Here is a 12,049-nt window from a genome sequence, read left to right on the forward strand (position 1 = left end):
AAAGACTGTAACGCCAGACCAGACGAGGCGTTGAACCGCATCAAGGTCACTATGGAGACAGTCATGCAACATACTGGAAAAACAGACATATCCCATGACATCCTTCTGTCCGCCTACCGGCGCATGAAGACGATCCGTACGTTCGAGAACCGTCTGCATGAGGACTTCAAGGCTGGCATCGTCCCGGGCTTCACCCATCTCTATGCGGGACAGGAAGCAGTAGCCGTCGGCATTTGCAGCCATCTGACCGATCAGGACCAGATCGCCAGCACCCATCGTGGCCACGGCCACTGCATCGCCAAGGGTGTCGATGTCATGGCCATGATGAAGGAAATTCACGGGCGGCAGGGCGGCATCTGCAAGGGCAAGGGCGGCTCCATGCACATTGCCGACCTGAGCAAGGGCATGCTGGGGGCCAATGGCATCCTTGGGGCCGGGGCTCCACTGGCCTGTGGTGCCGCCCTCGCCGACAGGCTGGAGGGCAAGGGCCATGTTGCCGTCGTCTTCGGTGGTGATGGCGGCGTGAATGAAGGCGCCGTGCTGGAGAGCATGAATCTGGCCAGCGTCTGGAAGCTGCCCCTGATGTTCGTCGTGGAGAACAACGGTTATGCCCAGTCCACACCACAGCACAGGACAACCTCCGTCAGCAGCTATGAGGACCGGGCCAGAGGCTTCGGCATGCCTGCCGTCACGGTGGACGGGCTGGATTTCTTCGCCGTCTACCGTGCTGCCGGGGAGCTTATCGCCAGAATGCGGGCCGGAGGCGGACCTGTTCTTCTGGAATGCCGAACCGTCCGTTTTTACGGCCATTTTGAGGGAGACACCCAGCGTTACCGCCCTGCCGGAGACGTGAAGAACGCCTGGGAGGAACGGGACTGCCTGCGCCGCTTCGCCCAGACATCAGGCCTCAGCCCGGCGGAACTGGAAGCAGTGGACCGGGACGTGGAGCAGCTGGTCGATGCTTCCGTTCAGGAAGCCCTCAAGGCCCCGCACCCTGCCCTGAATGAACTCCATGACGGCGTGTACGTCTCCTACTGAACCCATCATCTGAAGGAAAATCTGTCATGACCAGACATGTCTCGCTGAAATCAGCCATCAACGAAGCTCTGGATCAGGAAATGGCCAGAGACCCGAAACTGCTCATCTTCGGGCAGGACACCGCCGGTGGTGTCGATGCTGGGGGAGAAACGGATACATGGGGTGGCGTGCTTGGTGTCACCAGGGGGCTCTATACCCGCTATGGTGACCGGGTGATTGATGCGCCCCCCACCGAGATGGCCTATGTCGGGGCTGCCGTCGGGGCCGCCCTCTCCGGCTTCCCCGTCGTGGCGGAAGTCCCGTTCATCGACTTCATGGGCGTCTGCTTCGACCAGCTGCTGAACCAGGCTGCCAAGATGCGCTACATGTTCGGCGGCACGGCCGAAATCCCGCTTGTCGTCCGCACGATGGTCGGGGCAGGCATCAATGGTGCAGCACAGCACTCCCAGATGCTGACGGCCATGTTCACCCACATTCCGGGCCTGAAGGTCGTCTGCCCCAGCACGCCGCATGATGCCAAGGGGCTGATGATCGAGGCCATCCGGGACCGGGGCCCCGTGATCTTCTGCGAGCCGAAATATCTCTATGAGACGACCGGCCCCGTTGCCGAGGCTCCTTACGCCATTCCCTTCGGGCAGGCCCATCTCGCCAGGGAAGGACATGACGTCTCCATCGTCACCTACGGGCCCATGGTCCCCCGGGCACTGGAGGCCGCCACCCGGCTGGCGGAAACGGGAATCGAGGCCGATGTCATAGACCTGCGGACTCTCTCCCCGCTGGACATTGCCACGGTCCTGAAGTCCGTACAGAAAACAGGTCGGCTTGTAGCGGCTGATGAGGCCCATCCCCGCTGCAACATGGCCACCGACATCGTGGCGCAGGTCACCGGGCAGTGCTTCACCAGCCTGAAAGCCGCCCCGCAGATGGTCAGTGCCCCACACACGCCCGTGCCCTTCTCGCCCGTGCTGGAGAAAGCCTACATCCCCGGTGCGGAGCAGATCATGGCCGCCGTGACCCGGATCATGGCATGAACAGGCATGGGAACAGTCAAAAGCAAGGAGTCCTCAGAAATGACTACCAGACACCATGTCTCACAGGCCACCATCACCTGTGAGGCCGCCAACAGCCTCGTGCAGGCTGTCCTCAAAGAAGGAGCTGCACAGAAGATTCCCGTTTCTGTCGCCATCGTGGATGCAGGCGGGCATCTCCAGGCCTTTGCCCGCCATGATGGAACAGCCTTCCTGACGGTCGAGATCGCCATCGACAAAGCATGGACGGCCTGCTCCTTCGGTCAGCCGACCCATGTCTGGAACCAGCTCGTGCAGAACCCCCACATGGCCCCCCTCGCCAGCAGACCCCACCTTGTGGCCGTAGGCGGTGGATGCCCCATTTTTGCCGGGGGGCAGCTGATCGGCGGCATTGGCGTCTCCGGCGGTACCTACGAGCAGGACCGGGACCTGGCTGAAAAGGCCCTGAACAGTCTGGGATTCGAGGTCGCCTGAAAACCCCTTCCATCCCTGCCAGACAGGCCATCTCTCCAACCGGAGGGATGGCCTGTCTGCCTGTTGCACGGCCAGGACAGCCCAAACCATCACAACGGCCTCTTTTCTCCCTCATGCATATTGGTTAATAAATAACTTACAAACTTTCTTTAAGAAAGTCAGAATGTTCATGGACGTACAATCACTTTCAGCGGATCGGACGGCCCTTTCATGAAGGCCCACCTCACTGTTGCGACGGGCCTGGATGAAAACAACCTCATTCCTGCTCTGGTCACCATACAGTCCACCATCAGCAATGCGCAGGACAAGTCCCGCCTGTCTTTTGCCCTCTTCCATACGGGACTCGATGACCATGTGAAACAGCTGGTAAAAGGGCTGCTCAACTCGTATGGCGTCGCTTTCTCCCTCATCAACATGCCCGGCATCCTTTCCGGCTTCACCTACAAAGACACCATCTGCACCCACCGTCTTTATCCCCTGCTCATTCCCCAATATTTCACATCACGAAATTTCGTACTCAGCATCGGGGCAGGTTCACTCATCCGGGGGGACATTCTGTCCCTTCTGTCCGATTTCCCTACCGGAGCAAAGATCGGGGCTGTCCGCTGCATGTATCATGCCCTCATGGACCAGCCCGACTCCGGGCCTGTCAGGTCGGAGGACCATTTCAGCCGCAACCTGCTTCTCTTCAACCGGCAGGCCATCTCCCCGGAGGAAGGGCAGGCCTGCATCCAGCTGCTGGACGAAAAATGGCCGGGACGGGACGAAACCATCCTTAACTACCTCTTCCGCCACGCACTGCACCTGTTCCCGCAGTCATGGAATCTCCAGATGCCGCTCTTCCAGCAGCCGGATGAGGCCTTCATCCCTTCCATACGGACAGCCATTACCTCCGCCCGCAACAACATGAACCTCGGCCAGTTCGCCAGCCATCTCGACCCTGATGACATGACAGCAGCCCTGGAGCAGACCAACATCCACGCCCGGGATTACAGAAAGATCGCCGCCTCCCTCATGCGTCAGATACAGGACAGGATGCCACCTCTCCTCTTCGACCCCATATGGACCGCCTTGCAGAACATTACATGATCCCTGCCAATGTCCGACCCATCCCCTGACGCACGCAAGTTGTCCCACATCATGCAGACCATTCCCATCGTCATGTCGCTGAATCAGGCGTATGTCGTCCCCGCCATCGCCACGATACGGTCCGTTCTCAACTCGATATCCGACAGGAACCGCATAGAATTCGTCATCTTCCACAAGGAGCTCTCACCAGCTGCCATCAGGATCATGACCACTCTGGTGAACGATTCGGGGGGACGGATCACCTTCATCAACGTGCAGGAGCATTTTGCAGGCCATAACCTGAAAAAAGAAGAAATGTACCATGCACTGCTCATACCGGGACTGATGGCAGGGCATGATTTTGTCTTTTTCCTTGATGCCGACATGATCGTGACGGGCGATCTGCTGTCTCTCATCCACGCCATGCCCGCAGACAAGAAAATAGGGGCTGTCCGCTGCTTCTTCCGCAACACCATCCTGCCTCCCAACGTACCCCGCCCCCTGCATGATCAGACACTCAGGACTGGCCTGAAGGACACAAGCCGGTATTTCAATGCCGGTCTCATGCTCTTCAACATGAAAGCCATAAGACCAGAGGATGGCAGACGCTGCCTCCAGCTCATCTCCCGCAGGTGGAAGGGCCATGCCGAAAGCATCCTCAATGTCGTTTTCCATGATTCCGTGCAGTTTTTTTCAGTCCGCTGGAATTACGCCATGACGCACATCGCCAAGGATGTTGTCCCCTTCCAGCCGGAGATACGGAAAGATGTCGAAGAGAGCAGACTGGACATCCAGGTCCAGCATTTCCTTTTCCTCTCCAAGCCGTGGCTACCCAAGGCCGAGCACGCCCTCTTCCTGAAGGAAGGAGACTGCCCGGAATTCAGATACCATGTGCAGAATTACAAAAACGCTCTGGCTGCCGTCATGAAGGATATTTCTCATGTGGCACCCCGCCTTCTGTGCGGGGCCTCATGGGAGATGACGGAACGCCATCTGGACCCCGAGGAGAAAGCCCTTCTGGCATAAAAAAAACGCCACCGTAAAAATACGGTGGCGTCTGGCACATGGTCGCCCGAAGGCTCCGGCCCAACAACAGGGCCGGATACTTCCCCTTACTGGAACAGGGACAGAATGTTCTGGGACTGACCGTTGGCGATGGAGAGGGACTTGATGCCCAGGGACTGCTTGGTCTGCAGGGATGTCAGCTTGGCAGACTCGGCAGACATGTCAGCATCCGTCAGAGCGCCGGAAGCAGCTGTCAGGGAGTCGGAAGACTTCTGACCATAGGAGCTCATGGAGTCGATGGTCTGCTGGTTGGAACCGAGATCAGACGTGACGTTCGTCATGGCAACGATGGCCTTCTGAACACGCCCGATCATGTCGGCAACAGCCTTCTTCGGATCGCTGGAGCTGTCAGCCAGGGAAGCACCCGTGGCGCTGGCGTTCAGGAAGACGTTGGAGGTCGGGTCAGAACCGGCCACACCATTCGTTGTCAGGCCCAGAACGTCGGTCAGGGTCGCACCCTTGGCACCTGTCGTGGCGGAAACGAGGGCGCCATAGCCGGTCAGTGTCTGTGTATCACCCTGGAGACCCGTAACGAAGGTCAGGCTGCTGGCCGTGATGCCCAGACCATCGGCTGTACCACCTGTCGTACCACCGGCCAGCAGGTTGATCCCCTTGGTCGTGGCGTTACGGGCGATGGTGTCAATGCTCTTCATGTAACCTGTCAGCTCCTTGTCGAGCTGGCCGAGGGAAGAAGAGTTGCCCAGGTTGTTACCGACAGTGGTCACAGCGTTCTGGACGTTCTGAAGGATGTTGATGATGCTGTTGGCAGCAGAGTTTGTGGAGCTGACAATCTGGGAAGCGTAGCTCAGGCCATCATTGACAGCGCTCTGGCCGGCAATGTCACCACCGATCTGGGAGGAAATGCCAAAAGCAGCCGGATTGTCGGAAGCATTGGCGACCTTCTTGCCGGTGGAGACGGCATTTTCCGTCTTGGCCAGATCGCCCTGTGTGGTGTTCAGTGTTTCCAGAGCAACCATGGAAGACTGGTTGGTATTGATGGAAAGACTCATGGTCTTCTCTCCTTGCACATCTGTATAGAAACCAACGAACTCATCGTTGACAGATGGATAGAAACACAGAACCCTTACATGTTTCTTACAGAGGACATTTCAAAATGACAGGCATGGCAAAATGCCTGCCTTAACCATCGGCCTCATTCTGCCTCATATAAGGCCTTGGGCTACGCAGGCGGCCCGGAACAGGCATGACAATCTCATCGGAGAAATGCGGGGCAGAATCGCCCTCAGCCGGGGCAGGCCCGGCGGCGGCCCTGCTCTGTTCCAGCGCCTTCTTCTGCATTTCCAGCTGTTCTTCCAGCTGTTGCAGCATGGCCTGGGCCGACTCCACGGCCTGGTTCAACCCGGCCTCCTGCTTTTCCGACCGCTCCAGAACACCAGAAAGCGAATCGGCAGTCTCCTGCGTCATCTTCTGCTGGTCCATCAGGTCCTCTTCAGCATTGCGGGCACGCTCCAGCAGGACAGACAGGCGCCTGTCCCCCTGGGTGACCTCATGCCGGACCCGCTCGAACATATGGTTCATCTGTTCTGTCGAAGCATCAAGCGTGGCCACCATCTCATTCAGTGCCGTATAGGAATCCCGGATGACCCCAAGCCGCCGGACAATGAGACGGGAGCTGACAATCCCGGCTATCAGGACGACCATCAGAAGAATCTCGATGATGAGCTGGCTATTTTTCAGAAGCATGATGTCCCCTCTGCTCTGCTGACTGCTGATCCACCGAAGCAGAACCAAGAGACGCCAGCAGTTCCGGCGTCAGATCTTCCTCCAGCGGGATGAGGCGCTGGTCTATCCGAACAGCCTGCATCCGATGCAGCCGCCCCAGCGTGCCCTCAAAAATTGGCGTTCCGTCACATTCCATCCGCACACGATGCGGCGCTTCGCCCTTACTGGGCAGATGGAGGACACTACCTTCCTTCAGCTCCAGAATCTGGGAAAGCGGGAAAGACGCCGTCTCAAACACGGTGGAAACGGTCACGCTCGTTTCCATGATTTCGGAAATGAGATGATTCTCCCATATGGAGTCATTGCCGAAATTGTCCCCCATGAACTGCTGGGAGAGTTTCTCTCTTACCGGTTCCAGCGTGGCATAGGGGATGACGATATCCATGTCCCCGCTCCTGTCGCCCATATCAATATGGAAGCGGGCCGCAATGGCCGCATTGGAGGGCCGGGCAATCACCGCCAGGCTGGAGCTGATCTCCAGCCGCTCGAAAGAGAGATCCACCTTGCCCACTGGCGCAAAAGCCTCGGAGAGATCCGCCAGCGTAATGACAATCAACTTCTCTATGAGGGCTCTCTCCAGAGCAGTGTGGGGCCGATTCTCTATGATCTTGGGTCCACCACCGCGCTCTCCGCCCATCAGGATGTCCACAATGGAATAGGACAGCGACGAATCCACAACAACCAGACCATAATTGCGCCACTGCTCTGCCCGGAAGACGGAAAACAGGGAGGAAGACGGCACTTCTCCCATATAGTCCCCAAAACGCAGGGACCGCATGTTCTCCATGGTGATGTCGACATTGTCGTTGGTAAAACCACGCAGGGTCGAAGAAAGGAAACGCACCAGCCGGTCAAACACGTTCTCCAGCATGGGCATACGCTCATAGGCCACAAAACCGGCCTTGATGATGCGCTCCATCCCGCTCTCTTCCCGCATGGCAGAACCGGAAAATGCATTGCCGAGCATGGCATCAATGGCAGACTGGTCCAGCGCATGGCCATCCGCCTCACCATCATCCCCCCCATGCGCAGCGACCCCGGAGGAGGATGTTCCTTCCTCTTCCGGGGCTTCAGTCCGTGCAGCATTGTCTTCTGTATCCGGGCCGGGCTGTTCCGCTCCCTGCCCTTCTGTCAGGTCAGGCTGGTCAGCCTGTGCCTGCTCCTCTTCATCCGCCATTGGGTCCAAATCCACCTTACTGGGTTAGAAGTTCCGTAATGTAAATGTTCGTGACATTCAGCGGGGCAAACGCCACACGCAGGCGCCTCAGCAGGGCCTCACGCAGGCGATAGAAGCCACTGCCATGCAGGTCCTGCGGGCGGCTTTCGTGCAGATAGGTCTGGAAAATGTCCTGCACCTCGGGAATACGCCCCTGAAGAGCTGCCAGTGTCTCAGCTCCCTCCACCTCGACACTGGCTGTCATCTTTACATAGACCGTCCGCCCGGCCCCGTTATCCAGATTGGCCGTGGCAGAGGGAACCGACAGAAGGAGGCGATGTGAGCCCGCCTCCCCGCCTTCCGCTGCGGCAACCTTGGGGGCAGGCTTCCCGCCACCGCCGAATGGTGGAAGGTGGGCCTGCCAGGCACCCACGCCCCCACCTATCAGCAGCAGAGGCACGGCAGCCATGATGGCCATTTTCTTCCTGGACATGCCCTTCCTGCCATCAGCCGAAGCGGCTGTACCATCACCTCCGGCGTCTGGACTGGTCTCATCACTCATGACGCTGCGCTCCGTTATCAGTCCTGATGAACCGGCTGTCTGGCGGCTTTCTCCACAGTGCGACGGCTTTCCGCCTCGCCTGCCATGGCTGTCACACCCAGACCCGCCGATACGGGCATGCTGGCCTCACGGATGGCCTGCTGGACAGGGTTGCACTCATCCTCGGCACGGGCACCCAGCGGCAGGAAGGCTTCCTCATTCAGCCGATACCCCATGCCCCAGCTCGTGATGAAGGGCTTCTGGATACCTCTTGCCCGCAGCTTCTGACGGATGCGGCAGACCATGACATCGATGGTCTTGCTGATGGGCTTCTCCCGCCCAGCATACAGGGTGGACAGGATGGCAGCCTTGTTCAGCAGGCTACCCCGACGACGCACCATGAGGGACATGATGTCATATTCACCCTGTGTCAGCGGCAGGAGGTCATCATCCACCAGCACCTCACGGGTGTCTTCCTTCACCGTCAGACGGCCGACCGTGATGATCTGGCTGGTCACGCCATGATCCATGACACGCCGGACAATCGCCTTCAGCCGGGCCAGCAGTTCTACCGGCCCTACCGTGATGGGCACGCAGTCATCAGCACCAGCGGCAAGGGCCTCGGCCACGTTGTGGGCTGTCAGATTCCGGGCAATGACCAGAATCGGCAGGCTGAAGCGGTTGTTGCGAATCGTTCTGATCAGAAGCGGATCCGGGTTGGTCTGCTGGATGACGGCCACATCGGACTGATCATTGCGCAGGGCGCTCAGCACGCCTTCCCTGCCAGAAATGCGCAGAAAGATTCCTCCTTCAGAAACCGCTTCAGAAAGAGTGGAGCAAGGCCGTCCGTCCATATTCTTTGGACTATCACCAACGCAGATCAACCTCATGGAAGTTTTCCTTTTCTTCATCGTTTCGTACTCCTCATTATCAAGACATAATGCTAACGCGACATTAAAATATCCTTCCATCTTTTAAATGCAATCAAAATATTCCTTTAAATTCGTTAAAATGCTGCCACAAAGCCCATGAGATTATGGCAATTCAATGGCCTTTTACAAAGCACTAAAGGCCATTTTCTCCCCTTGACACCAGCGGTTCCGATTAATGAACTGGACATCTTCATAACCCTCATGAAAGTCCCCCAATGACCCACATCCACCTCATCAACGGGGCGAAACCTTTTGCCCACTCTGCCGGAAAACTGAACCAGACCCTCCAGAATCTTGCCGCAACCTGCCTTCAGGAACACGGTTTGTCCGTCAGCCAGACCGTCATTGATGAAGGCTATGATGTCGAAAGCGAAATCCGGGCGATCCAGAAAGCGGACATCGTCATCTACCAGTTTCCGGGATGGTGGATGGGCACGCCGTGGCCTCTGAAAAAATATATGGATGAGGTTTTCACACAGGCACATGGCCTTTTTTACAGCAATGATGGCCGCAGCCGGCACGATCCCTCAAAGCGTTATGGCTCTGGTGGCCTGCTACAGGGCAAACGCTTCATGGTATCCACCACGTGGAATGCCCCACTTGAAGCCTTCGAAGACAGGGACCAGTTCTTCGGCGGCGGTGGTATTGATGCCGTGCTTTTCCCGTTCTATCGGGCCCATGCCTTTCTCGGCATGGACCGCCTGCCCACCTTTCTGGCAACGGATGTCATGAAGAACCCGGATGTCCCAGCCATGGAGGCTGCCTACCGGCGGCATATCGAGCAGGTCATCATCATGGCCTGACCGGCTCCACGGATCAGGAACAACCGGCACAGAGAAAGACTGCACCATGCCACAGGACCGACTCGCCGCCCTCCAGGCGGCTGTCAGCCGCCACTGCCCGGAAAAAGTCACCCATACGGCTTTCGACTTCCTGACCCTCTATCGCACCGGGACCGTGACCGATCCCGTTCTGGTCGTTTACGAACCCCGCATCTACATCGTCGTGCAGGGGCAGAAAATCCTTCACCTCCATGACCAGCCCCTGCCCTATGGCGAGGGCGAATATCTGATCTCCACACTGGACCTGCCCGTTTCCGGCCAGATCACCAGGGCCTCGGCGGAAAGACCCTATCTGGCCCTGTGCATCAGCTTCTCCTCCACGGAGATGGAGCAGCTCCTCCGGGAGAGCCAGTCCGCCCTCAACCGTCAGACCCGGAAACTGGCCCTCCGAAAGGAGAACAGCTCTCCCATATCCGCCATGGGAGTGAGCCGGATCACCGACGACCTGCTGGATGCCCTGCTGCGCCTGGTAGGGCTGCTCGCCCGGAATAGCGACCAGAAATTTCTGGCGCGGCTCTACAAGAAGGAGCTCCTCTATCTCTTTCTTCATGGCCAACAAGGCCATGTCCTTCAGGAAACGACCCACCTCCAGAGTGACCTCTCCCGCATCAACAGGGCCATCATCCATCTGCGCCACCATTTTCAGGAACGGTTCGAGATCGGCACGCTGGTGAAGATCGCCGGGATGGGCCAGTCCAGCTTCTACAAACGCTTCGGAGAGCTGACAGGCATGACGCCCGTCCAGTACCGCACGAAGCTGCGCCTGCAGGAAGCACGCCGCCTCATGGTGCATGAAGAGATGAGCGCTGCCAGCGCAGGCTTTCAGGTAGGATATGACAGTCCCTCCCAGTTCAGCCGTGAGTACAGGAAAACCTTCGCCCGCCCGCCCCAGGCCGACCTCCAGCACATCCGCCGCATGGGCGTGGATGCCTATACGGCCCAGCATGAAGATGTGTGGTTCTGAAGCAGACCTGCCATCCCTCCTGAAAGATTGAACAGAAGGTTAACGTTCCATAGGCTCGCAGCTGGCCCGTTCAATCGCCGCTCTTCAGGGAAGGATGATCCCATGCGCACCATTGGCTTTGCCTGCACCTCTGCCGAGGCCCCTCTCGCCCCCCTCCATTTTGACCGCCGCAATCCCCGCCCCAATGACGTGGTGATGGAGGTCCTCTATTGCGGGGTCTGTCACTCCGACCTGCACTGGGTGCGCAATGACTGGGGCCATACGTCCTATCCGGCCATTCCCGGCCACGAGATCATCGGCCGCGTGCTGGAGGTCGGCCCGGAGGTGACCCGCCACAAGGCCGGGGACATCGTTGCCGTCGGCTGCATGGTGGACAGCTGCATGACATGTGACCAGTGCCGCAAAGGTGAGGAACAGTATTGCCGGGAGGGCAGGAAATATCCCATCGGCATGAATGGGGTCTATGGTGGCATTGATGCCGTGGACGGAACTCCCAACATGGGCGGCTATTCCAGGCACCTCGTCGCCCGGCAGGAATTCGTCCTGAAAGTACCAGCAGGGCTGGATGCCTCCAGGGCGGCACCGCTGCTCTGTGCCGGCATCACCACATGGTCCCCCCTGCGGACATGGCGTACCGGGCCCGGATCACGGGTTGCCGTCATCGGCCTTGGCGGGCTGGGCCAGATGGCCGTGAAGCTGGCTTCCGCACTCGGGGCGGAAGTCACCGTCCTTTCACGCAGCGGGAAGAAAAAACAGGAAGCCCTCGCCCTGGGGGCAGACAGCTTCCTCGCCTCTGGCGATGAAAAGGCCATGCAGGAAGCGGCCAGCCGTTTTGACCTCATCATCGACACCATACCGGTGGAGCATGACATCAACCCCTACCTGTCCCTGCTGGATGTGGACGGCACGATCTCCCTTGTCGGGCAGGTCGGCCCCATACCGGCACTCTCAACCCTGCCGCTGGTCTATGGCCGCCGCAACATCACCAGCTCGCTCGCCGGAGGCATCCGTGAAACGCAGGAGCTTCTGGACTTCTGTGCCCGCAAAAACATCCTGCCCGACACGAAGACCATCGCCATGCAGGACATCAACGAGGCCTTCCGCCAGCTGGAACAGGGCGACACGCACTACCGCTTCGTGATCGACATGACCACACTGAAGACCGACTGACCGACCACCCCCGCCGGGACCGAACCCC

Annotated in this window: 13 protein-coding genes; 8 read left to right on the plus strand and 5 right to left on the minus strand. The window is 58.6% G+C overall.

Annotated elements, in window-relative coordinates:
- Positions 1–63 precede the first annotated feature (63 nt).
- The 5 genes from CO583_RS06925 (at position 64) to CO583_RS06945 (ending at position 4,634) form a co-directional block, all read left to right on the plus strand.
- Positions 64–1,038 (plus strand): thiamine pyrophosphate-dependent dehydrogenase E1 component subunit alpha, encoded by a 975-nt coding sequence (locus CO583_RS06925; RefSeq protein ID WP_086431367.1) that lies wholly within the window; start codon positions 64–66, stop codon positions 1,036–1,038.
- Positions 1,039–1,064: 26 nt separating this feature from the next.
- Positions 1,065–2,069, plus strand: a complete 1,005-nt coding sequence (locus tag CO583_RS06930; protein ID WP_043558134.1) for an alpha-ketoacid dehydrogenase subunit beta — start codon at positions 1,065–1,067, stop codon at positions 2,067–2,069.
- 39 nt (positions 2,070–2,108) lie between these two features.
- Positions 2,109–2,540 carry a heme-binding protein gene (locus CO583_RS06935; RefSeq protein WP_248630656.1) on the plus strand — a complete coding sequence of 144 codons (432 nt, stop codon included), beginning with the start codon at positions 2,109–2,111 and terminating at the stop codon, positions 2,538–2,540.
- A gap of 210 nt (positions 2,541–2,750) precedes the next feature.
- Positions 2,751–3,629 (plus strand): glycosyltransferase, encoded by an 879-nt coding sequence (locus CO583_RS06940; protein ID WP_248630657.1) that lies wholly within the window; start codon positions 2,751–2,753, stop codon positions 3,627–3,629.
- 9 nt (positions 3,630–3,638) lie between these two features.
- A complete protein-coding gene (locus CO583_RS06945; RefSeq protein WP_248630658.1) occupies positions 3,639–4,634 on the plus strand; it encodes a glycosyltransferase in 996 nt (331 codons plus the stop codon).
- 86 nt (positions 4,635–4,720) lie between these two features.
- On the opposite strand, the gene CO583_RS06950 is transcribed toward CO583_RS06945, so the two are convergent.
- The 5 genes from CO583_RS06950 to CO583_RS06970 all read right to left on the minus strand — a co-directional run bounded on the left by CO583_RS06950 (position 4,721) and on the right by CO583_RS06970 (position 9,003).
- The gene (locus CO583_RS06950) at positions 4,721–5,683 is read right to left on the minus strand and encodes a flagellin (protein ID WP_043558127.1); all 963 of its coding nucleotides are present in this window, start codon (positions 5,681–5,683) and stop codon (positions 4,721–4,723) included.
- A 130-nt stretch (positions 5,684–5,813) separates the two neighbouring features.
- The gene (locus CO583_RS06955) at positions 5,814–6,377 is read right to left on the minus strand and encodes a hypothetical protein (protein WP_043558125.1); all 564 of its coding nucleotides are present in this window, start codon (positions 6,375–6,377) and stop codon (positions 5,814–5,816) included.
- Positions 6,361–7,593 (minus strand): flagellar motor switch protein FliM, encoded by a 1,233-nt coding sequence (gene fliM, locus CO583_RS06960; protein ID WP_052348898.1) that lies wholly within the window; start codon positions 7,591–7,593, stop codon positions 6,361–6,363. The genes CO583_RS06955 and fliM overlap by 17 nt, the downstream gene beginning before the upstream one ends.
- 16 nt (positions 7,594–7,609) lie before the next feature.
- Positions 7,610–8,134, minus strand: a complete 525-nt coding sequence (locus tag CO583_RS06965; protein ID WP_081562799.1) for a flagellar basal body-associated FliL family protein — start codon at positions 8,132–8,134, stop codon at positions 7,610–7,612.
- Between the two features lie 17 nt (positions 8,135–8,151).
- On the minus strand, positions 8,152–9,003 hold the full coding sequence (locus CO583_RS06970) for a response regulator transcription factor (protein ID WP_166651581.1): 852 nt from the start codon (positions 9,001–9,003) through the stop codon (positions 8,152–8,154).
- A gap of 257 nt (positions 9,004–9,260) precedes the next feature.
- Between CO583_RS06970 and CO583_RS06975 the strand changes: the two genes are divergently transcribed.
- The 3 genes from CO583_RS06975 (at position 9,261) to CO583_RS06985 (ending at position 12,021) form a co-directional block, all read left to right on the plus strand.
- Positions 9,261–9,848 (plus strand): NAD(P)H-dependent oxidoreductase, encoded by a 588-nt coding sequence (locus tag CO583_RS06975; RefSeq protein WP_043558122.1) that lies wholly within the window; start codon positions 9,261–9,263, stop codon positions 9,846–9,848.
- A 46-nt stretch (positions 9,849–9,894) separates the two neighbouring features.
- A complete protein-coding gene (locus CO583_RS06980) occupies positions 9,895–10,851 on the plus strand; it encodes an AraC family transcriptional regulator (RefSeq protein WP_248630659.1) in 957 nt (318 codons plus the stop codon).
- Positions 10,852–10,953: 102 nt separating this feature from the next.
- The gene (locus CO583_RS06985) at positions 10,954–12,021 is read left to right on the plus strand and encodes an NAD(P)-dependent alcohol dehydrogenase (protein ID WP_248630660.1); all 1,068 of its coding nucleotides are present in this window, start codon (positions 10,954–10,956) and stop codon (positions 12,019–12,021) included.
- Positions 12,022–12,049: the final 28 nt, after the last annotated feature.

Origin of the sequence: Parasaccharibacter sp. TMW2.1882, from assembly GCF_023337635.1 — a bacterium.
Classification (GTDB): Bacteria; Pseudomonadota; Alphaproteobacteria; order Acetobacterales; family Acetobacteraceae; genus Bombella; species Bombella apis.